This is a genomic window from Selenomonas sp. oral taxon 138 str. F0429 (assembly GCF_000318175.2).
In the GTDB taxonomy this organism is placed as follows: domain Bacteria; phylum Bacillota; class Negativicutes; order Selenomonadales; family Selenomonadaceae; genus Centipeda; species Centipeda timonae.
On the sequence record NZ_KB290930.1, the window covers coordinates 132,313 to 155,477 of the forward strand.

A 23,165-nucleotide genomic window follows, 5' to 3' on the forward strand; every position below is an offset into this window, starting at 1 on the left:
ACGAGGCACACCTCGCGATGAACGCACCTGCAACAAGAAAGGGTCTGAAGGAGGACATATGATGAAAGATTTTTCTGCCGAGGTGCATGGCTGTCACCACTATGACGCAACGGGCGCACTCACAACGCCCGTCTATCTGTCCGCGACGTTCCGCCATCCCGCATTTCGCCGGAGCACGGGCTACGACTACGGACGCATGGCGAACCCGACGCGCAGCGCGCTCGAAGAGGCGATTGCACTCCTTGAGGGCGGAGGGCGCGCGTGGGCACTCTCTTCGGGCATGGCGGCGATCAACCTCGTCTTTGCCCTATGCAAAGCGGGCGATCACGTGCTCCTGCCCGAGGATCTCTACGGCGGCACGGTACGTCTCGCAAATGACATCTACCGCCGCTACGGCATCGACTTCGAATATATAGATATGCGCGACACCGCACACATCCGCGCAAAGATGCGGAGAGAAACGAAGATTGTCTTCGTTGAAACACCGTCGAATCCGATGATGTTCGTCACCGACATCCGCGCAGCAGCAGAGGTTGCACACGCATATGGCGCACTGCTCGTCGCGGACAATACATTCCTCTCACCGCATTTCCAAAAGCCGCTGCACCTCGGCGCGGACATCGTTCTCGAGAGCGGCACAAAGTACCTCTGCGGCCACAACGATGTGATCTGCGGCTTCCTCGCTGTAAAGGATGCGGACTCCGATCTTGCAAGGGAAATCGAGCTCCTCGTAAAATCCGAGGGGCCAAACCTCTCTCCGATGGACTCGTGGCTCATGCTGCGCAGCCTGAAGACGCTCGGCGTGCGCGTCGAGCGTCAAGCGGAGAGTGCGCTCACCATCGCCCAGTGGCTGCGCACACTGCCCATGGTCACGGATGTCTACTATGTGGGTCTCCCCGATCACCCGCAGTACGCGCTCCATCAGGCCCAGAGCACGGGCTGCGGCGGTATGATCTCATTCAAAGTGAAAACGCCCGCCATCGCACAAAATGTTCTCGCGCATCTGAGGCTCATCGCATTTGCCGAGAGTCTCGGCGGCGTCGAGAGCCTCCTCACCTATCCCATCGTGCAGACACACGCGGAGATGCCGAAGGATCTCATTGAGCGCACGGGACTGGACGACCGTCTCCTGCGCCTCTCCGTGGGGCTTGAGGACGTGGAGGATCTGAAGGAGGATCTGGAACAGGCACTCAAGAAGGCTACTCAGGAAGGATAATAAATATGCCCATCAACTTTGACGAAATCATCGACCGCAGAAACACCTCCTGTCTAAAACACGACTTTGCTGTCGAGCGCGGCTACCCTGCGGATATCCTGCCGTTCTGGGTCGCGGACATGGACTTCCGCGCCCCTGCCCCCGTCATTGACGCGCTCAAAGCACGCGCAGAGCACGGCATCTTCGGCTATACACAGGTGAAGGACGACTATTTCGCCGTCCTTCAGAACTGGTTCCGCACACGCCATGACTGGACGGTTGAGCGGCGCGAGCTCATCCTCACACCCGGCGTTGTCTTTGCGATCGCGACCGCCATCCGCGCATTTACGAATCCAAATGACGCCGTGCTCATCCAACAGCCCGTCTACTATCCCTTTGCGAACATGATCCGGCAAAACGGACGCACGCTTGTCGATAATCCACTGCGCCTTGAGGACGGGCACTATACGATTGACTTCGAGGATTTCGAGCAGAAAATCGTCGAGCACAGCGTCAAGCTCTTCATCCTGTGCAGCCCGCACAATCCTGTTGGTCGCGTCTGGACACGTGCGGAACTCGAACAGATCGCCGCCGTCTGCCTCCGCCACAACGTCATCGTCGTCGCGGATGAGATTCATGAGGAGTTCGTGCGCCCGGGCTTCCGGCATATCCCGTTTGCCTCGCTCTCGGAGGAGGCAGCAGCAATCACCGTCACTTGCACCTCGCCGAGTAAGACCTTCAATCTCGCGGGGCTTCAGATCTCCAATATATTCATCCGAAACGAGAAACTACGCCGCCGTTTCAAGGACGAACTGAGCAAAACCGGCTATGACGAACCGAACACGCTTGGTCTCACGGGTGCAAAGGCGGCGTATGAGCACGGCGCAGCGTGGCTCACAGAGCTTCTCGCATATCTGGAAGAGAACAACACACGCACAAGGACATTCCTCGCGCAGCACCTCCCGAAGGTGACGCTCATCGAGCCCGAGGGAACGTATCTCCTCTGGCTCGACTTCTCCGCCTACGGACTGACCGACGAGGCGCTGAACGAGAAGATCATCCGCGACGCGCACCTCTGGCTCGACGATGGCCCCATCTTCGGTGCGGGCGGCAGCGGCTTTCAGCGCATCAATATCGCCTGTCCATGGGCAACGCTCGAACAAGGGCTTAAAAATCTCGCCGAGGCATTTGCCTAAAATCGCACAAAAAATGGGAGACACCGCATCTTCACGGTGTCTCCCATTTTTATGTTCATTCATTTTCTCTAAAATACTGCCACGCGTCCATAACATCAAGAAACGCGCCGTCGAAGCCTGCCGCCATAATCATATCGAGGTAGGCGTTTGGACTGCCGTAGAGGAGGTCGTTCCACTCCTGCGACCAATAGCGTGCCTTGTAGCTGCCCGGCCACTCCGGGTTCGCCCCCGCGAGCCAGTGCGGACGCTCATTCGTCCACGCGCTCTGCCAGTAGGGGCGATAGACCGCCGCCTCGCCGACGCTCATATATGAGAGGAGGAGGCGCTGCCCGCCGTGCGCCTTGCATTTCAGCCGCGCGGTCTCCTCGCGCGTGAGCGGACGGTCATCATAGTAGAGGTCGACGATGAGGAGATCGTAGTTCGTCGCCGCAAGCGCGTTGATGTAGGATTCACGTGTCTTGAAATGCTCGGGATTCAGCAGCACGAGGAAATTCTTCACCTGTTTTAACTGCGTGACATCGTCCGCATTCTCGTGCATTGGACGACGGTCGGGAATTACATTGAGGAGGCGGTCGCCGCCGTCGGCGACATAGCCCTCCGCAGCGCCCAGCTCCTGCACATGTCGGAGCTTCTTGCCCTTGACATAGTCGAGGACAAAGACCTGCTTGCCCGCGAGCAGCGGCTTGCGGAGCATTGCCGCGAGAAATTCATCTGTCTCGCTGTCATGGCGCTCCGCCTTCTCCCCGTCCTCTTCGTAGCCGTCATAGAAGCGAGACTCCATAAAAAATCCGTCAAGCGCACGAATGAGGCGTGCGACATTCTCCTCCGAATTGTATTCTGTCACCTCGAGGAGCCCTGTGGGACCGTTGCCGACAAGGAGGAATGTGGGGATGCGCCCCCGTGCATAGACGCCGAGCTGCTCCGTGAGATCGACCATCGCCGTCTCCGGCGTGAATGCCTTCTCTGTTGGAGCGCCCTGCACCTCATCGCATGCCGCATGCGGCAGCTGCTGCAGCCCAAACATCCCCGCAGCTCCCACGAGAAGCGCTGCAACGCCCTTTTTGATCTTTCCCATACGCCCTCCTGTGTTTTTACAAGCTCTCCTGATACCAGAGGGTAAAGTCCCAGCCGTTGTAGCCAAAGCCACCCTCATCACGGCGGACATAGCGCTCCGCCTGAAAGGTGAAATTCCTGCGCTCCGTGATCTTCCACTCCACGCCCGCGACGAGGGAACGGCGACTGAATCCACCGCCCGTATTGAGTGCCGTGCGCAGCGGATCAGAGGTGTTGTTGACGTGCGCATAGTGCGCCATGAGCTGCCACGTGAGTTTATCCGAGATACGGTGACGCACCCCAAGCCCATAGTACTGGCGCGCAACCGACTGCGAGGTGATGCCGCTCGCCGCCTCGGTCAGAGCGTAGATGGTATAGAATTGCAGCTCGTTCTTCTTCGAGATCTGCTGATTGTGAAAGAAGCGCAGCTCCCACTCATCACCGTCACGATAGTGGTTCTTTCCCGTAATCGTGCCGTTGTCCGTATCTGCCGCATCCTGCTCGGAGTGCTCAGTGGAGCTATGGTAGAGCTGCACCATGTACTGCTTCTTATCTCCCGCATGGAGATATTCCACTTCCTGTGAGAAAATATTGCCCGGCGAGACATGTGCGCTCGGCACTTCCTTCGCGTAGTCATAGCCACTCCGCATGGCGTAGCTCAAGCGTCCCGTCAAACGATCACGCTCGGTGAAGAGATGGACAACCTCAATGCTCGGAATGTACTGCCATCCTGCACCAAAGTCCGTAAAACGCGCAAGCCCCTCCGGCACAACAGCATAGCGTGCAAAACGACTCTGCCCCGTCGGTACATTCAGCGCAAAGCCATAGTTGACACGATTGACCTTTTTCTCGTTCCGCAGTGTAACACTCAGCTGCGTATCTGTCCATCCGGAAACGCTGCCGTTCTCATAGCCCGTATCCGACTTCACGTAGCCTGTCGAAAGCCCATAGTCCAGCTTCGTCCTGCCCGCATGGGTGCGTGCGAAGTAGGAGAATGGCAGATAGAGCTGATGCCCCGCATGGTCGCCATGCCAGGCATAGTATTCGAGCCCAGTCTGATAGCCCTCGCCCTCGCCGAGGTACTTCAGCGCGTGCTCGCTCTGTGCGAGCTGCTTCTGTGCCGTCACCTCATCACGCGCAGCCTCGGATGCCCACGCCCGTGCCTCGCGGTCGTAGTTCTCCGCCTCGACGCGGTCGCTCTGCAGCTGTGTGAGATCTGCCGTGCTCGCGGTCAGTTCCTGCCGATATTCCGCAACCAATTCGCGCGCGTCGCGCTCGGCATCCTCCGCCATCTCGCGTGCCGCCGTCAGCGCGTCAAAATGTACCTCCACAGCATCGAGTGCCGCCTGCGCCGCCGTCAGCTGCGCCGAGATGGCATCGATCTGCGTCGTACCGCCTTCCACCCCCGCGCCAACAGAGCCGCCCGCCAGTGCCGCCTCAACCATGATCTGCGCGTCCACGATGCGGTTCTGCTCATAGCCGACTTCGCTGAGAACGCGTGCGACGACCTCCGCGCGGCGAGAGCCGGCGGCACTGCCTGTGCCCGTATCCGTGAGACGCCTCTCCTGCGCACTCAGCGCGTTGACCTGAGCGCGCTGTGCATAGACCTGCGGCGCATAGTCCGCCTCCGCCTGCTGTGCGGCGATCGCCTCTGCCGTGCGTGCTGCGCTCGCCTCCTCGGCAACTGAGAGGGCAGTACGGACAGCGGCAAGATGGTCCTCGGCAGCTCTGAGATTCTGCCCGACGAGGACGAGGTTTTTCGCCGCATCCTCCGTTGCCGCGCGCGCCTCCGCGAGATTTGCACGCGCATTCTCGAGATCGGTCTTCGCCTGTGCGAGAGCGTTCACCGCGGCATGATAGGAGCGGATCTCCGCCTCCACATTCGACATATAGGAAAAGTAGCCCGGCACATCATGCAGCGTGTCGTGACTCGCTGCCAGTGCATCGTCCGCCATCGCCCCGAGGCAGAGCGCGCACACCGCCGCAGAACGCAGGAGGGCATTGCGGCGCTGCAGCGCCTTTCGCATCATCCTCACGCCTTCTCCATCCTTTCGAGATCGGGAAGCTCCTCCCCGTACAGCCAATTTGCAATCGTGTAGAAAATCCCCGCATTCGCCTGGTAGAACACAGGCTGCGCACAGAACACATAGTAGTTGATCCCGTGCCCGAAACGGATGAGCGCCCATACGGCGTACGCAAGCGCAAGGGCAGTGGCGAGGAAGAAGCCGAATCCGTAGCTTTTCTCTCCCAGCCAGAGACTCATCATACCGAAGACGAAATTGCCCCCGGCCGCGAGCGCGCCGATCCGCCAGACGCTGCTCTGAAAATCGAAGTACTCCAGCATGATCATGAGCACCTGCAGTGCACCCGTAAAGAATGCGGCAAAGAGCATGACACTGAACATATTCACGGAGTTATAGTCCAGCCCCGCAAACGAGAGCACATAGTTGCCGAACGCCAGGAATACGAGGGTGAATACGAACTGGAACTCAAACGCCTGCCGCAGCTCAAACCACATGACGTAGAGCAGATCCTTGCGCGTATCCTCAATCAGGTGGAGGTTGCCGCCGCGCGTAATCGCATTGAAGTAATGCACATAGCGCTCGTAAAAATGCGTCTCCACCTTCACGACAAACATGGCCGTGAGCGGCAGAATCGACAGCAGCGCATAGAACACGACGACATCATAGCGCGGCGCATAAAGGAACGTATCCTCAATCAGCACGCCCCACGGCCCCTGCCAAATGATGATGTTCGGCAGGAAGAGTCCGAGTGTATAGCCAAATGCCCCGATGAAGAGCCGCCCATGCCGCCCAAGGTAGGGCAGGAAGGCAAAGAGCATCCCATCGTGCGGAAGCCCGAACCGGCTCGTCACATACAGGAAAAAGAAAAGCACGAGTGCGCCCATCCCCACATCCATTCCGAGCAGTGCTGCCGCCGCGGGCGGAAGATAGGCACCGTGCAGGAGGAATGCCGCCAGTGCGAGACTGATCAGAACGCCGCCGAGATAGCCGAGGATCAGATACTTGAACTTCTTCACCGCCGTGAGGTAGACGCTGCCGACCCAGACGAGCAGCAGCAGCGAGAAGAAGATGTGAGACAGCAGCTTCAGCTCAAACGCGAGCGGCTTGCCCCAGAAGAACAGCACGGAGGCAATCGTCCCGAGCGTGAGCAGGATCGCGCTCATGCCAAACATGGAGGGTGTCACGTCGCGGTAGTGCTGCACCGTGATACAGTCCGCAAGATAGCGCGTCAGGACGATCGTAAAGCCGCACGAAAGCAGCTGCGAGAATACAAAGGAGTAAACGACCGCCCCCAAAAAGACCGCCGACTCATCTGCACCCGCATTGAAGACCTGAAAGAGCATCTGAACCGCGAGCACCATGCCGGCGAGGAGCGCAAACGGCCCCGATGTGACCAGCGCGGAGTAGGAATACGCCTTGATATGTCCCGCTGCCGTACGCGCCCGAAACAGACGCTTGAGTTCAAATCCGACGCCCGCCATGCGGTCCCTCCTTCGCTGCGTGTTCATACGCCTGCCGATACGAGGCAACGAACTGTTCATAGGTGTAGCGCGCCTGCGCCCGCGCAAAGCCGGCTGCCGCCATCGTGCGCCGCAGCTCATAGCTGCGAGCCAGACGCACAATCTCATATGCCATTGCCTCGTAGTCCATCGGTGCGACCACCGCGCCCGCAGAACCAAATGCATCGCCGTCGCCATAGATCAGCTCACGGCAGCACCCTACATCTGTTGCCACGTAGGGGCGGTGCGCCGAGAATCCTTCAAGCACGGCGAGCGGCTGACCCTCGCTGATGCTCGAGAGCACCATGATGTCGATCTGCGGCAGATAGTCCGCCACTGGAACCGAGCCGGTGAACGTCACATCCTCGAGTCCCAGCATGCGGATCGTCCGATGACAGACCGCAGCATAGTCCGGATCCTCGTCCATGCCGCCCATGATGATGAGCCGCGCATCCGGCAGCTCGCGCTTGACGACCGCAAAGGCGCGCAGGAGGGTCAGGATATCCTTGATCGGCACAACGCGCACCACCGCACCGATTGTGATCGGCTCGCCGTGATCCGTGAGCTCCGGAACACCGGCAAAGCGCTCCATATGCACCCCGTTTGGGACAATGCTGATCTTTTCCGGCGCGCAGCCGAGATCTGCGGCAATCCTGCCGTTATGTCCGAACAGCGTATAGAGATGATCCGCCGCATGGTAGGAAAGGCGCGCGAGATAGTAAAAATAGCGGATCCAGATGCCCTTGAAGTCCGTCTTTGCCCAGTCGCTCTTGATGATCTCCGCCTCGCGCTCGCGCGCATAGACGCCGTGCTCTGTGATGATGAACGGCTTTTGATGCAGCTGTGCCGCGAGTCCGCCGATCACGCCGCAGTATCCCGTCGCAACACTGTGATAGACATCGGCCGCGGGCAGCTTCTGCTGCATGAGATAAAAGAGCGGCAGGAGCATCGAGCGCATCGTCCAAAAGAAATCGGTGAACGGGAGATTATTGTGCTCCCTGCGGTAGACGCGGACGATCACGTCGAAGAAATCACTCGACATGAAGACCGCGAGCGGCGATTTCCAGCGGCCATAGGAGAAAATCTCTGCAAGCCGCGCAAGCGGGACATCCCACTCGCCGCACACCAGCTCATAGAGCGTCTGCTGCTCCTCCCCCGTGAGGATGCCCTCCTGCATCTCCGCCGCACGCTGCGAGAGGATCTCGTCGAGGAACATCTCCTCAACACCGATGCAGTTTTTCGGCAGCTCATATTTAAATTTTCCGCGATCCTTTGCCTCCGCACCGATCGAATATATGACAAACTCATGCTCCGGGAGCCCCGACATAAGCATCTGAATCCAGGAGGACACGCCGCCCACAACGTAGGGGTAGGAGCCTTCTGCCAGGAGACATATCCGCATCAGTCCACCTCCTTCCAATAAATGCGTGCCTCGGGTGCGCTCGTGCGAATGAGATAGACGCCTTCGTCCACGATCTCCGCTGTGCAGTCTTCCGTACGTTCGATTTCATGCGCTGTACGCAGGAGGAAGCGCAGCTCGCCTCTGCAGTTCCAGGTATAGAGCTCCATCCCCTCATCCGTCCGCCGTACGCGGTAGTCCATATCGAAGTAATCCGAGTAGTACGGCAAACTCTCAGAGATCGTCGTCGTCGTCAGCCATGGAAACCGCCTATTCACATCGTGCATGAAATTTTTCAGCCCGATCTCCATCTCACGCCAGCTGCTGTCCTTACTCTCCTCGTAGAAAATCTCATCGGGGTGGACAAAGTGCGCAAACGTGCCGTTGTAGTTCAGTACGCCGATCTCCTGCCAGTACATGAGCCCGCTTGCGGCATGCCCCGAGCTGATGCGCGGGATCTCATAGACGCCGTTGGGCCGACGCTCAAACTCCTGATAGTACGCCTTCTTGTCCGCAGGGCCGTCAAAAAGTGAAGCGAACACCTTGACCTCGGGGAAGACGTTCTCCACCGCCTGCTTCCCCTCGGGGCTCAGGATGTCCGAAGGCGGCACATAGGAACGGAACACATAGTTCGGATAGACGGATTTGATATAGCTGCGCAGCTCCCGCAGCGACTCCTCCATATCCGCCTGGCTCTCCCACGGCACATAGTCCAGTTCACCCTGCCCGTAGCCATCCGGTGCCAGGGACTGATGGTTGTAGCCGTGCAGACCAAGCTCACCGCCCATATTGAGGAGTTCGCGTCCGTAGATGATGAGCCCATCGCGCGCCGCACGTCCCCCAAGCGGACGGAACGGACCTTTGACCTGATCCCCGTATGTCTCGATGATGACACCCGTGTAGCAAATGTCCTCATCCTTTGCGAGCTGCTGCATGAACGGCCACCAGATTTTGCGGTAGAACGTCTCCGTATCAACGCCCAGCTCATCGTGAATCTTGTAAAAATATCCTTCCGGAATGGGAGCCGGAAAGTCGTCAATAAAAAAGATCTTCACACCGACCACAGGGTAGATCGTATCCTCCCCACAATGTGCAATCATTGCGGTCAGAATGCCGACATTCGTCTTATCGTCGCGCTCCACCCCGTTGTAGGCGTAAATGCGCCCCGCGCCGATCGGCTGCTCCCATAGGATCGGCGTCCCATCGAGACTTTGTATGTGCGAGGTCACAGTCGGAGCGAGGCTGAGTACATTCGCATGGGTCGTGTAGACCGATCCCTCGCCAAAGCTGAAATCCTTGCCGCCGACGAGGAAATTCGTCAGGAGGTGAATCCCCAGCACATCCGTCGTCGCCCCCAGCTGCTCAACGCCAAACGTCCGCAGCACATCCGCCGAGATTGGAAAGACCTCCTCCTGCTCAATCTTTTGCAGAAGGAGAATGCTGCCGCCTGCGCTTCCATAGTCCAGAACTGCGGGCAGCATCTTTACCGCGCCAAGACGCCCGGTCGCGAGGATGACCCCCCGATTGGACTGATCTATGACAAAAGAAGCCGTGAGAGGAACACTCTCGAACGCCTTCCGCTTCTCCGTCAGGATTTTTTCCATATTGTGCCGCGCGTACATACTCGGCACATCCTCCGGATCGTAGATAATGAGAAATTTCTCGCGCGGCAGCTCCTCCTCGGGCGGCGCAGGACGCAGAGAACCATCGATCGACAGCGCGTTGTCCACTCCCCCTAGATGCAGGAATCCGTCCAGACGGCTGTACTGGAAGAAGCACCCGAGGAGGAAGGCAATGAGCAGGAGGAGGCAGAGACTGCGGTTATTCATGCGCCGCACCTCCGTCCCAGTAGCGGATCGCCTGCATCGCCTCATTGCTGAGACGCACCGGGAGCCTCTTCAATGCGTCGATGGTTTCCCGCAGACGATCCGTATCATGCGCAGCCTGCGCAAGGTGGAGCAGAAGAAGGAGCGGCAGCTCCGCCTTCGGATGTTGCGCACGAAACACAGCACATGAGTGCTCCGCCTCCTCGAGCTGCCCCGCGCGGATCATTTCGCGGATGCTCTCTGCCTGATAGGTGGGATGCTCCGGATGGCGCTCGGCGAGGACGCGCAGCATCTCCATGTAGCGCGTCCGCTGCTGCGCGCGGATGACGCTGTCGCCGTACTGGCGCAGGAGGAATTCGCGCACCTTTGCAACGTATTCGTTCAGGAGTACGTCATCGTCGTTCCCGCGCTTGATCTCCTCCTCGAGCGCATAGATCTCCTCACTCAGCTGCTCCATATGCGCCGTCATCAGCGACACGGCATAGTAGGCGATCTCGCGGTCGCTGTCATGCACGGCCTCATTCAGAATCGACTGCCGCTCCACCACATTCTGCTTGATTGCATCGGTGAAGAACTTGCGCTTCAGCTTCGCATCGTCCATCAGAAATATGTCATGCAGCGGCACAATATCCCCGCTATACGCATGCTCGTCGAAAGATAGGCTCAGGTTCTCGTCTCCGTCCTTCGGCTCCGTCCGATCCATGAGCCCCAGTGTCTTGCCAAAAAAATCGTACAACACGAGGATCGCCAACCCCGCGACCGGAATAGCAAGCGAAAAAGCCCCCTTGGCAACGGCGGAGATTTTCCCCCGGCGGCGCGCCTCAGCTGCTGTATAGACAAGTACGGTGGCCGCATATACGGCGACCCCCGCCTCTATTCCTGCAAATCCGCCGCCCATCATAACGCCTGGCACTCCTCTGTCTCTACACCGGCCTTCGCCAGGCGTTCACGCACCATGTCCAGCGTCTTGCCTGCAACATCGGGCAGGAGGAGGGAGACGCCCTCCGGTGTTGCTCCGATGAAGTCCTCAGCGCGGATGCTGTTCGCAATCTGATGATCGAGCTTGCTGTACGTCATCCCATTCACCTTGATCGGGAGCAGCGTCACGGGATAATCCTGCTGCATGCGGCGACGCTCGCGGAACTCCTCGACCACCTTGCGGAACTCCTCCGCACGCAGAATGCGCGTCTCATCGAGATACTTGCGCCCCGCCGTCTCCTTCTCCCACTCATAGGCGCGCCCGAGCGAGCTCGAGACAAGCCGCGCTGTGATGGAGAGCAGGTTCTGCTGATAGAGGCTCCACTGTTCAAAGTCCAAATGGTAGATTTGGAGCACCGCAATAACCCGCCCCTCGTAGGAAATCGGCGCCGCCAGATCGGGCAGCCCCTGCACCAGGTCGCGGTTCACTAAGATCTTCTTTTCACGCAGCATCTCACCCAGATAGGGGTAGTCCTCGACGCGCAAGGAACGCGGCATATCCGCCGTTCCTTTCCCAAGGCGCACCTTTTGGCGCAGATAGTAGCCGCCCTCGCCGACGACATAGACCACAACATCGCTGACATCCAGAATATCTGCTGTGATCGAGGCGGTCTGGGTGAACAGATTCTCCGTCTCGACCGAATCCAGCCGCGAGATGATGCGGTAGAGACGTCCGATGCTGTCGTCGGAGTTGACAATCTGACGATACAGACGATCCTTTACCGCGAGATTTTCCTTGAAAATCTTCTCCAGGAATGAGCAGCGGTACTGCAGACGGCGCTTCACACGGCCGTCCGACTCCTGGCGATAGCTTGCGCGGTCAGCAAAGTAGCCCGTCAGAACAGCAACAAAGAAATACGAGACGAAATGCAGGAACTCGCCCGGATTGTAGAGCATCGCCACGAGATCCCCGCCCTGCCCGAGCAGGTTGACGATGAGCAGAATGAGTGAGAGCACCGCAGCAATGAGCGCCTGCCGCTTTCCGTAGAGAAGCCCCATGCAGCCGATATAGAGAAAGGCAAAATCAAATGCGGTCATGCTGTTCACGGATGAGCCGCCCTGCAAATAGGAGACGCCGAACGTCGCAAGTGCACCCACCAGATTTTCCGCATAAGGTATCATCTTCAGACGAATCCGTCCAAGCGATGCAAGCCGTGAGAATTCACGGATATCCTCCACATAGGCATCGCGCGCCGCCTCCATTGCCTCCCATGTCTCCTTCAGCCCCGGGGCAAGCGGACGACGCGAGCGCCAGCCAAGCTGCTCCTCGATGAGAGAGCTCTTCATGACAGCACGCCCATTCGGCTCGCGCGGCTCCTCCTGCGCATTCATGCGCGGAAAAAAATCGGAACAGATCTGATACAGCTCTGCGATCGTCGTCCCCTGCGGTGCAGGAATGTGCAAATGCGAACTGTCGAAGCCGCGATCCGCCGCCTGATAGACGGCAAAGACCGCATCCCGCGCATCGAGAAGTCCGTAGGAGACTTCCTCAGTCGCCGAATAACGCGGAATCGGACGGCGCATCAAAGGCGCACCAAAAAGACGCCCGATGAATCCATCGTCGGACGTCTGTCCCGGTGCATAGAGTTCAGCGAGGCGCAGGATGGTAACGGGTGCACCCTGTGCGCGATAGGTAAGCCCAATGCTCTCCAAGCGCACGAGGAGACGCCCCGTCTCCGTCTGCGGCGCGGGTGCATCCGTCTCCACGGGCTGGGTTCCCGGCGCAAACACCTCATCATTCGACAGCAAGAAGATACGCCGCACGCGAGCGCCCACTGCAAGGCGGAGGAGCGCATCGAGCCGTGCAGCGGCATGGGCGGGATCGCGCTCCAGGCGATAGATGAGGAGATCCAGATTCTGCACGGCAAAAACGGTCTTTGCCTCCTCACTCTCGATGGTACAGTCGTACGTCCGAATCCCCTGCGGCAAATTCCCCTCCCCTGCCGCGATGCGCGAAACCTCCCACGCCTCCTTGCGAAAACACGCTGCAAGAATCTGTTCAAAATAACGTGGAAGCCCCACAAACATTACTTTTTTTGTCCATGTGCTCATACACTAGTCCCATAGTTTCAGTCAGTGCGTTCAGAACAGCAACGCCCCAATTATTCACAGAAATTAGACGGCTTTCTAAGATTCATAAAATAAAGCCGACTTTTCCTGTATCAATTACAGGTAATGCGTCTAGTATATATTGTTAGGCACAATGTCGCAAGGTTTTTATTTAGTTTTTGTGGTAAATTAATCTTTATTCATCTGGGTCTATTCTACTAAAGTCTGCCATCCGAAACAGTATTTTGTATCGGGTGGCAGACTGTCTATGAATTATCGATCAGCAAAAAGATCCGTGGAGAGATAACGGTCACCGCCATCGGGCAGGAGCACAACAATCGTCTTAGCCGCGAAGTCCGGACGGCGCGCAAGCTCCACCGCTGCCGCAAGGGCAGCGCCCGAAGAGATCCCGACCAGTGCGCCCTCGCGGCGTGCGAACTCCCTTCCGTAGGCAAAGGCATCCTCGTTCTTCACCTGAATGACCTCGTCGTATACTTTCGTATCGAGAGTCGCGGGGATGAATCCTGCACCAATGCCCTGGATCTTATGTGGGCCCGGCTTGCCGCCCGAAAGGACGGGCGAGTCGACCGGCTCCACGGCGACAACATGAATGGACGGCTTCTTGCTCTTGAGATAACGGCCGACACCCGAGACCGTGCCGCCCGTTCCGACACCTGCAATAAACGCATCGATATTGCCATCCGTGTCCGTCCAGATCTCAGGCCCCGTCGTGCGCTCGTGCACCGCAGGGTTCGCGGGATTCTCGAACTGCGACGGGATGAAGGAGTTCGGGATCTCTTTCTGCAGCTGTTCGGCGCGTGCAATCGCCCCCTTCATGCCCTGCGAGCCATCCGTCAGCACAATCTCTGCTCCATATGCCTTGAGGAGGTTGCGGCGCTCCACGCTCATCGTCTCCGGCATCGTGAGGATCGCATGATAACCACGCGCAGCTGCAATGGCAGCGATGCCAATACCTGTATTGCCGCTCGTCGGCTCGATCAGTGTCGCCCCTGGCGCGATCTTACCATCACGCTCCGCCTGCTCGATCATCGCAATTGCAATGCGATCCTTCACCGAACCCGCCGGATTGAAATACTCGAGCTTTACGACGATGTTTGCTGGAAGATTATACTCCTTTGCAAACGCCTTTGCCGCAAGCAGTGGCGTACGTCCGATCAGCTCTGTCACCGATTGGTAGATATTTGCCATGCCCCATTCTCCTTTATTATTTCTCAAAAGTAAACATATCGAAAAAGTATGTTTATATATTACTCCATTTTGCATGGCATGTCAAGTGCTCCGTGAAAAATAAAATCACCACACAAAGCATTCTTTATGTGGCGATTCCATTGATCTATTTTCGCTCCAAATACCATCCTCATGTCGGCGCGAAATAGACCTTGATATGTGTTCCCTGATCGACAATATCGTTGGTGCTGAGGCTCTGAGAAACAGCAGCGCCCGTGCCCTCGCTCTCGAAGAAGAGACCGCGCTGCTCGGCGAGACGCGCCGCCTCACGCATGGAGAGCCCCGTGAAGTCCGGCACGAGAGCCTTGCCCTCGGGCGGTGTCGCAACGGCCTCCATGCGCTTCTCCTCTCCCGTCGTGCGTGCAGGTTCCTCGCTCTCCTCTGCCTGTGTAAAGGGATTACTCGACGGCTCGACATGCGCGTAGCGCAGGAGCTGTGCGAAGATGCGTGAGGCAACGGGCGCGGCAATCTGTCCACCGTAGAAGTTGCCGCCGCGCGGATCGTCGATCATGACGAGCACGGTGAAGATCGGATCCTCTACGGGGGCGAATCCACAGAACGAGGCGATATAGCGCCCCTCCATATAGCCGGAGGTGTCAAGGCGGATCTTCTGCGCCGTGCCGGTCTTGCCCGCAATGCGATACCCCTTGACCCCCGCCTTCGAGCCGCCGCCCGTTGCTACGACCTGCTCGAGGAGGCCGATGAGCGTGCGGTTCACCGTGCGCTGCAGCGTCTCGTGGATGGGCTGCGGTGTGCGCTCCTCATAGACGGAGCCGTCAGGATTCTTGATCGCGCGCACGATATGCGGGCGCATGAGTGTGCCGCCGTTGGCGATCGCGGACATTGCCGTCACAAGCTGGAGCGGTGTTACGGCAATACTCTGCCCGATGGCAGTGGTCGCAATATCCGAATCGCGCATATCCTCGGGCTTGAAAAGAATGCCCTCCTCCTCGCCCGGCAGATCGATCCCCGTCTGTGCACCAAAACCGAAGAGCCGCGTATAGTGCATGAGCTTCTCCGCTCCGAGTGAGAGCCCGACCTGCGCAAAGCCCGTATTGAGTGAGTTCTTCACGATGTCGGTGAAGGTGACGGCGCCGTAGCTCTCATTGCTCCAGTTCTGGATGCGCCTCCCCGATACCATGACGTAGCCGGGGTCGAAAAAGACCTGATTTGGTGTGACGATGCCCTCCTGCAGCGCCGCGCCTGCAACAATCGCCTTGAACGTGGAGCCCGGCTCATAGATAAAGGAGACGGCACGGTTCTTCCAATTCTCCTGCGGGTAATCCCAGAAGCGATTTGGGTTATACGAGGGGCGCGATGCCATCGCGAGGATCTCACCCGTCTTCGGATCCATGACGATCGCCGTGATCGAGGCGGGGTTGTTCTCCGCCATCGCGCGATCGAGCTCCTGCTCCACCATGAACTGAATCGTGCTGTCGATCGTCAGCACCGCTGTCTTGCAGTAGTCGCCGCGATAGGTGCGCCGCCCGAAGAAGATGGAATCGAGGATCGGACGCCGCTGTCCGTCTACGGTCAGGCGCTCCTCGCGCACCTCCCCCTTGAGCAGCGGATCGAGTGCCTGCTCCACGCCGTCGAGTCCCTCGTCATCCGTGCCGACGAAGCCGAGCACGTTCGCCGCGAGGGCATCGTTCGGATAGTAGCGCTTCGCCTCGTTCTGAAAGCCGAGGCAGTCGCTGTAGCCCTTCTCACGGATGACGGCGCGCACCGCTTCGTATTCGCTGTGCTCAAGTCTCCGCTTGACCCAGACGAAGCCGCCGCCGACGGCGATGTCATCGAGGATCTCCTGCCTCGAGAGCCCGAGGAGCGGCGCAATATCGGCAGCAATCTCTGCAGGATCATGCGACTCATAGACGTGGTTCGGATCGATAAAGAGCGATTTCGTCATATTGCTGACGGCGAGCTCCTTGCCGTTGCGGTCGAGAATCGCGCCGCGCAGGGATTGGATGCGGAACTCGTAGCCGCTCTGGTCGCGCATGCGCTGCGCAAGATCGTCCCCCTGAATAACCTGCAGATATCCATAGCGAAAGGTCAGCATGACGAGAAATGCGAACATCAAAAGGGCAACCCGCGCAATGCGCCCCTGTACCGTCGCTCGAACATTTTTCATCGTGTCTGTGCCCCCGCTCATCAAATCATTCCCGTGTCATCATACCATAAACGCGCACGAAAAAAAAGCCGCCGCAGCGCTCTGCGCCGCAGCGACTTTCGTCAATGTGACGGAATCAGTGATGATCCTCTTTTTCTGCCTGCTCGATCTCCTCGCGCGTCACAACGCCCTCGGAGATGAGTTCGTTCACCCATGCGCCGTGGTGATGCGCCGCGTAGGACGCCTTGATCGTACCGTCCTTCATGCCGTGCAGGGAGTCCGGATTGACCCCTGCCGCAAGATAGATATGACCGAGTGCAGCGGCAAAGCAGACCGCCGCCCCAATGCTGTGCACGGGGATGGCAAGCGATGTGATCGTTGCCGGCAGGATGCTGTCACCCATCCAGAGGATGAGACCTGAGACGACGATGACGACCGACAGCGCAAGCTGCAGGGCGATGTTCATCTTCTCACCGCCGTTGTAGAAGCCCTGCGGAGGCATGTGGGGATCCTTTCCCATCAGCTCGATGGGGAACTTCTGCATGAACTCCATATCTCTCTTGCCGAAGCTGAAGATCTCCTTAATCATGATGATGTAGCCCTTGCGTGCGATAATGAAGCCGATGATCGGGGTCATGATGAACATGACGCCAAAGACGCGGTGCGCATACATAAGGGTCTTATCACCAAAGATGTTGTACATGAATCGGAAGGTATCCGTATACAGCGGCAGAGCCGTGAGGAAGAGCATGAAGAATGCAAATGCGTTGAGCCAGTGACAGACGGCGAATGCCTTCTCATGGCGCGGCACATATTTCTTGTTGATCAGCATGGTGCTCACCCCTTCTCCTGTTCCTTCGCCGCACTCTTGGCGCTCGATTTAACCATCTTGCTGAGCACCATAGCGCCGACGATACCGGCAGCAGCGCCGCCGATGGCAAGTTTCGTAAAGGTGCGGCCTGCCTTCCAGAGGTCGATCGAGAGCGGCGTAACGGGATTTGCCGGCAGACCGAACACCTCCGGTTTGTCGGGCAGGACGTAGATCATGTGCGTGCCGCCGACCCCCTCGGGACAGTAGATGTTCGCGTTCGGATGGTTCGGTTGGATCATCGCGAGGCGCTCCGCCGCGAGCTGCTTCATCTCCTCGATCGTGCCGAACTCAAGTGCGTGTGCCGTACAGGTCTTGGCGCACGAGGGCTTCAGAATCTCTCCCGTCGTCTCGTAGCCGTGCGCGATGCGGTCGTAGCAGAGATCACATTTCGTGGACTTATGACGAATCTCGTCAATCTTGGGAATGTGCCACGGGCAGTTGTGCTCGCAGTAATGACAGCCGACGCACTTTTCCTCATTGATGACGACCGTGCCGTTCGGATTGCGGTCGATGGCGTTCTCGGGACAGCCCTTCGCGCAGGCGGGATCGCCGCAGTGGAAACAGTTCTTCTTGTAGAAGTCCCAGTGGAACTTCCCCTTGTCGTCAACGCGCTCCTTCATCTGGATGAGCGTATAGACGCGTGAGCTGAGATCCTTGTGCGACTGATACTGCCCTTCAAACGGTGTGTCCATATCGGGCGGCAGGTCGTGCCACTGTTTGCACGCCACCATGCAGCCGCGGCACGCAGTGCAGCGCGACATATCATGCAGCATTGCAATTTCCTGTGTCATGACACTTACTCCTCTCCTTATGTACATTGAAATGTTCTATTCTAATATTGGGTTTCCCTTTTTATGAAGGCCCTTCTCCTCGGCAAGGAGATCGAGATGAACGCTCGCCCAGTCCTGCCGGTAGATAGCATCCTCCGGACTGCCGTCTACGGGGCCGCGATAGGTCTTGATATAGCTGTCGCAGACATCGCAGACATCCAGCCGCATCGCGCTGTCATGTTCCGGCTCAAGGGTGTGCATCTTCTCCAGATTTGTATTGCCGCAGTAGACACAGCCAACACGCGCATAGATCCAACGCGTACCGCAGCCGCCGCACACAAGATGACGGATTCGTCCCTCACGGTGTTTGCGAAGATCTGCGATCACCGGCCGCCGTCCACAGACGGGACAAAAGTTCTCGCGGAACTCCGGTCGGTCTGCGTCAGGAGCCCACGTCTCCGGCTCTTTGAGCGCGGGCGGCGTGAGATGTGCGATGATACGCCAGATCGTACTGCGGATAAAGCCCTCGTTCAGCGCATGTGCTTCGCAGGTTGCGGCAAATGCGGCCTTGTCCTGCGTGAGAACTTCCGTGATGAGCTGTTCCTTCTCTCCCTTGCGCATGGATTTCAACACGGCGAGATATGCGCGTGCCGATTCCTGCATGAGCGGCGGAACATCCGCCTCCGCGATGTTGGTGAACACTTTCTCCTGCATAAGGTAGACCGCACGCACCATGCGGCGGCGATAGGTCTCCTGCTGCAGGATGGGCAGCTTCTCCGTCATCGTCTTATGGACGGCGCGTTCGGGCAGCTGGATGGTCTCCGGCGTGCCGATCGCCTCATCAACGAAATGATAGATCCGCTCGCTTTCCTTCAGAAACGGATACTTCTTAAGGAAGCTCTTCATCGGATCAATTTTCTTAGCTTTCATAAAAGGGGTCTCCCCGCCTGTTCAGACGTTATTCCTATTGATTTTCTGCGCGGTCATGTCCCATGCGGTTCATGCCGCAAGGGGAGTTACAACCGTTCGACGTTGGCAAGGCAGGCCTTGAACTCTTGCTCCTGCACGTTCGGATCGAGCGCGTCGATGGTGAGGTAGTTTGTCGAGGGTCCCTTCGAGAGTCCCTTGAAGCCCCAGTTGTAGGGCATCCAGATCATATGTGTCTCTTTCCCGTTGACCATCAGGGGCTGTGCGCGCTTCGTGACCATTGCCTTGACCTCGATTGCCGAGCGCGTCGTGCTGACGCGGACACGGTCGCCTCCGCGAATGCCAAGCTTGGCTGCAAGCTGCTCAGAGATCTCGACGAATGGCTCCTTGACCAGCTCGTTGAGGTACGGGATGTTGCGCGTGATCGTTCCCGAGCACCAGTGCTCCGTCAGACTCGAGGAGCAGAGGACGTACGGATATTCGTCCGGCGTTCCGATCTTCTGCAGTTCCGGAATACGCGGATAGATGACGCAGGGGTTGAACTCGGTCTTCTGTCCCTCGTTCATCATATTCTTCGTCGGGCTTTCGACCGGCTCATAGAACTCAGGCATAGGACCGTCCACGGGTACATAGGAATGATCGCGTGTCTCGCCGTTCTCCACATCGCTGTGCTCGGCGGCAAAGAGACGCGCAAAGCCTTCGGCGTTCATGCGGAACGGCTTCTGCCCGCCGGGCGTATTCGGGCCCTGCGTGCGGTCGGCAACGTCGGGAACGTCGTAACCGTCCCATATGCCCTTCTCCTCGTCCCACCAGACGATCTTCTGTCCGGGACGTACGGGCTTGCCGTTCTCGTCGCAGGAGGCACGGTTGTAAAGCATATGAATGTTGTCGGGCCAGACCCACGCGTAGTTCGGATAGATGCCCATACCGCCGCGATCTTCTTGTCCGCGCCGCTTTGTCATATTGACACCGTCACCGAACACGCCCGTAAAGATCCACATACCCGCCATCGTCGTGCCGTCGTCGCGGATCTCGCGGATGCCGCGCAGGAGATGCCCATCCTTCAGATCGTAGCCGTTGCACTCCTTCATGATGTTCTCGACGTACGCCTCTCCGTTTGCCTCGGGATCGCCGTAGTTCCATGTGAGAAGCTTGATCGTGTTGTCCTTCGGATCCGTGGAGTCCTTGTAGAGCGAGACGATGCGCTTCCAGAGCTTGTCGCAGATCCAGTAGTCGGGACGCGAGTCGTTCGTCGGATCAGGCCCCTTCATGCGCCACTGAAGCATGCGCATAGAGTTCGTCATCGAGCCGCAGCGTTCGAGGTAGGAACCCGCCGGCAGGAAGATGACCTCGGTCTTGATGTCCGCCGGATTGTCGCCCGGACGCTCCCAGAACGCCGCCGTCTCGTTGACGAAGACATCCTGCACGATGAGTGTGTCGAGGTTCTTGAGCCCCTTGTTGACGATTGTGAGGTTCGCGTTCGTCATCTGCGGGTTCTGGCCGCAGACGTAGATGCACTTGACGATGCCCGCCATCGCCTTTTCAAACATAATATACATGGAATCGTTGTGCGTACCGTTGCGGATCGGCAACGCATTAAACATGTAATCGTTCGAGGCATTTGCCGCATCACCGAACCATGCCTTGAGCAGGTTCTTGAGGAACTTCGCGCGGAACGTACCGTTGTGATGCGTCCACTTCGCAAGCGTATCATCCACATGCGTCGGATAGGAGAGGTATGCGGGATAATACTGGAACATAATGCCGTAGTCCGTCGAGGACTGCACGTTCGGCTGTCCGCGCATTGCGTCAATGCCGCCGCCCGAGACACCGATGTTGCCCATCAGCAGCTGGATGATCGTAAAGCAGCGGATATTCTCCACGCCGATCGTGTGCTGCGTCATACCGAGTGCATACATCATGACGGTCGGCGTGATCGTCGAGAAGAGCTCCGCTGCCTTCTTGATATCCGCCACAGGCATCCCCGTAATCGCCGATGCCTTCTCGAACGTGTAGCGTGAGAAATGACGCGCAAGGTGATCCATGACCGTGCCCTTCGCCGCCATCGTAGGGGCTTTCACCGGCTTGCCGTTCGCATCGAGCTTGTAGCCCCACGTCTCCTTGTTGTAGGTGCGCGTCTTCTCGTTATAGCCGGAGAAGATGCCAGCATCGAAGTCAAAGTCGTCGCGCAGGAGGCAGAAGGCGTTCGTGTTGCGGCGCAGATAGTCGGCATCGTATTTCTTATTCTGAATAATATAATTGATAAGTGCTCCGAGGAATGCGATGTCTGTGCCTGGACGAAGCTGGAAGAAATGATCTGCCACGCGCGAGGTGCGGGTATAGCGCACGTCGACATGAACGATGATGGCACCGTTGTCCTTTGCCTCCATGACGTTCTTCATCGCCATCGGATGACACTCCGCCATGTTCGAGCCTTCGATCCAGATCATCTTCGCGTGCTTGAGGTTGTACCACGAGCCTGTCATTGCGCCGCGCCCAAACGCCGCATTGAGTGCCGGCGGTGTCGTCGCATGGCAGACACGCGTCTGGTTGTCAATGAAGACAACACCGAGTGCACGCGCCATCTTGATCAGCTGGTAGCACTCCTCATTGTTGACCTGCGAGCCGCCGACAAATCCGATGGCATCCGTACGGTTGCTCATGAACTTGTAGCCGTTCGCCTCGTCTTGACCGACCCAGTTCTCATCGCGCGCCTTCTTCATAGCACGTGCTGCGCGGTCGATCGCCTCCTCCCAGCTGATCTCCTCCCAATGATCACTGCCGGGCGCACGGTACATCGGGCATTTCGGGCGGAGCTCCGCATTCGGAATATGCCCGTAGCCGATTCCCTTCGGGCAGAGGCCTCCGCGATTCACAGGGGCATCCGCCGCACCTTCGAGGTTGATCAGTTTGCCGTCCTTGACATAGCCGATCGTGCCGCAACCGCAGCCGCAGAAGTGGCAGACGGAGGTAAATTCCCGACCGCCCGTCAGCTTGTACTCTTTCGCCGCCGCCTCGACCTTGCCGACGTCCAGACCGAGACTTGCAAGTGCCAGCCCGACGCCGCTTAGCCCGGTGGCTTTCAAAAAGTCACGTCTGCTAAGGTTCATCGTGATTCTCCTTTCATATCGGCGGAAATCCGCCGACAGGCTCTCCTAAACCTTATAAATGATTACATCTATGAAAAACGGGGAAATCCCCTGTTTTCACCTAAAGTACAATGCGCTCGGGGTTCGTGTATACACAGAACGAACCAGGTGCCATACGCGCACACAGCGTAATGCCGAGTTTGCGTGCAACATCGAGCGAGAGGGTGGTCGGTACGGACTTCGCCGCAACCGCCCCGATGCCCATGCGCCCGAGTTTCAGCATCATCTCCGAGGAGCAGCGTCCGCTGAAAACGATGATTTTATCGGTAATCTCCACGTGGTTCTTGAGCGCCCAGCCATAGAGTTTGTCAAAGACATTATGACGGCCGACATCCTCACGGAAGACGAGGATTTTCTTGTTCTCCTGATCGTAAATGACCCCACTGTGTACGCCGTTCGTCGTGTCGTGCGTCTTGGAGAGGTGCGCGAGCAGCTCATCCGCCGTCGCGAGAATATCCGACGCATGAAAACGTACGTCACGTGGACGCTCGAAGATCTCCTCGGGGCGCAGTTTCAAAATTTTGCGTGCTGAGAAGTAGCGGGGATTCTTGACGGCCTCCTCTGCCCAACGCTGCGCGTCCTCCGTTGTTGTGACCGAGGCGCGGAGGTGCTCTGCATCCACCGTCAGCTCTGTGATATCGTCATACGTGCGGATGCGCCCCATCTGGGCGAGCATCCCGATGACAAGATCCTCGAAGTCAAGGGGCGAACAGAATGCCGTGGTGAAGTTCTCTCCGTTGAGGTCAATGTCGAAGTAGACCTCCTCGGAAGTATATTTATGATCGGGGACGAACGCATTCTTCTCCGATACATAGCGGGTTACGGGTACATCGATAAAGTCACTGCGCTGAATTTCCATTTCCCAGTCTTTCCA

Annotated in this window: 16 protein-coding genes; 2 read left to right on the forward strand and 14 right to left on the reverse strand. The window is 58.0% G+C overall.

Annotated elements, in window-relative coordinates:
• Positions 1-61: 61 nt before the first annotated feature.
• Both HMPREF9163_RS02190 and HMPREF9163_RS02195 read left to right on the forward strand, forming a co-directional pair.
• The gene (locus HMPREF9163_RS02190; RefSeq protein WP_037345710.1) at positions 62-1,216 is read left to right on the forward strand and encodes a PLP-dependent aspartate aminotransferase family protein; all 1,155 of its coding nucleotides are present in this window, start codon (positions 62-64) and stop codon (positions 1,214-1,216) included.
• Between the two features lie 5 nt (positions 1,217-1,221).
• Positions 1,222-2,391 carry a MalY/PatB family protein gene (locus HMPREF9163_RS02195; protein ID WP_009440005.1) on the forward strand — a complete coding sequence of 390 codons (1,170 nt, stop codon included), beginning with the start codon at positions 1,222-1,224 and terminating at the stop codon, positions 2,389-2,391.
• Between the two features lie 55 nt (positions 2,392-2,446).
• Here HMPREF9163_RS02195 and HMPREF9163_RS02200 read toward each other — a convergent pair whose 3' ends face one another.
• The 14 genes from HMPREF9163_RS02200 to fdhD form a co-directional block, all read right to left on the reverse strand.
• Positions 2,447-3,466, reverse strand: a complete 1,020-nt coding sequence (locus HMPREF9163_RS02200) for an endo alpha-1,4 polygalactosaminidase (protein WP_009440006.1) — start codon at positions 3,464-3,466, stop codon at positions 2,447-2,449.
• Between the two features lie 16 nt (positions 3,467-3,482).
• Complete coding sequence (locus HMPREF9163_RS02205; protein ID WP_009440009.1) at positions 3,483-5,474, reverse strand: Tat pathway signal sequence domain protein; 1,992 nt, start codon at positions 5,472-5,474, stop codon at positions 3,483-3,485.
• Positions 5,475-5,476: 2 nt separating this feature from the next.
• Complete coding sequence (gene pelG / locus HMPREF9163_RS02210; RefSeq protein ID WP_009440010.1) at positions 5,477-6,949, reverse strand: exopolysaccharide Pel transporter PelG; 1,473 nt, start codon at positions 6,947-6,949, stop codon at positions 5,477-5,479.
• Entirely contained in the window at positions 6,930-8,369 is a 1,440-nt protein-coding gene (gene pelF, locus HMPREF9163_RS02215) for a GT4 family glycosyltransferase PelF (RefSeq protein ID WP_009440011.1), read from the reverse strand. The genes pelG and pelF overlap by 20 nt, the downstream gene beginning before the upstream one ends.
• Positions 8,369-10,195, reverse strand: coding sequence for a DUF2194 domain-containing protein (locus HMPREF9163_RS02220; protein ID WP_009440012.1), 1,827 nt, complete (start codon positions 10,193-10,195; stop codon positions 8,369-8,371). The genes pelF and HMPREF9163_RS02220 overlap by 1 nt, the downstream gene beginning before the upstream one ends.
• Entirely contained in the window at positions 10,188-11,093 is a 906-nt protein-coding gene (locus tag HMPREF9163_RS02225) for a hypothetical protein (RefSeq protein WP_009440013.1), read from the reverse strand. The genes HMPREF9163_RS02220 and HMPREF9163_RS02225 overlap by 8 nt, the downstream gene beginning before the upstream one ends.
• Positions 11,090-13,222, reverse strand: coding sequence for an NAD(P)-dependent oxidoreductase (locus HMPREF9163_RS02230; protein WP_037345716.1), 2,133 nt, complete (start codon positions 13,220-13,222; stop codon positions 11,090-11,092). The genes HMPREF9163_RS02225 and HMPREF9163_RS02230 overlap by 4 nt, the downstream gene beginning before the upstream one ends.
• Positions 13,223-13,492: 270 nt before the next feature.
• Entirely contained in the window at positions 13,493-14,428 is a 936-nt protein-coding gene (gene cysK / locus HMPREF9163_RS02235) for a cysteine synthase A (RefSeq protein ID WP_009440015.1), read from the reverse strand.
• A 169-nt stretch (positions 14,429-14,597) separates the two neighbouring features.
• Complete coding sequence (locus tag HMPREF9163_RS02240; RefSeq protein WP_037345895.1) at positions 14,598-16,595, reverse strand: penicillin-binding protein; 1,998 nt, start codon at positions 16,593-16,595, stop codon at positions 14,598-14,600.
• A gap of 115 nt (positions 16,596-16,710) precedes the next feature.
• Complete coding sequence (locus HMPREF9163_RS02245; RefSeq protein WP_009440017.1) at positions 16,711-17,406, reverse strand: formate dehydrogenase subunit gamma; 696 nt, start codon at positions 17,404-17,406, stop codon at positions 16,711-16,713.
• A 5-nt stretch (positions 17,407-17,411) separates the two neighbouring features.
• Positions 17,412-18,236: a 4Fe-4S dicluster domain-containing protein gene (locus HMPREF9163_RS02250; protein WP_009440018.1), complete on the reverse strand. Its 825-nt coding sequence runs from the start codon at positions 18,234-18,236 to the stop codon at positions 17,412-17,414.
• Between the two features lie 36 nt (positions 18,237-18,272).
• Positions 18,273-19,145, reverse strand: coding sequence for a formate dehydrogenase accessory protein FdhE (locus HMPREF9163_RS02255; protein ID WP_009440019.1), 873 nt, complete (start codon positions 19,143-19,145; stop codon positions 18,273-18,275).
• An 86-nt stretch (positions 19,146-19,231) separates the two neighbouring features.
• On the reverse strand, positions 19,232-22,252 hold the full coding sequence (fdnG, locus tag HMPREF9163_RS02260; protein WP_009440020.1) for a formate dehydrogenase-N subunit alpha: 3,021 nt from the start codon (positions 22,250-22,252) through the stop codon (positions 19,232-19,234).
• A 100-nt stretch (positions 22,253-22,352) separates the two neighbouring features.
• Positions 22,353-23,150, reverse strand: coding sequence for a formate dehydrogenase accessory sulfurtransferase FdhD (gene fdhD, locus HMPREF9163_RS02265; RefSeq protein ID WP_009440021.1), 798 nt, complete (start codon positions 23,148-23,150; stop codon positions 22,353-22,355).
• Positions 23,151-23,165: the final 15 nt, after the last annotated feature.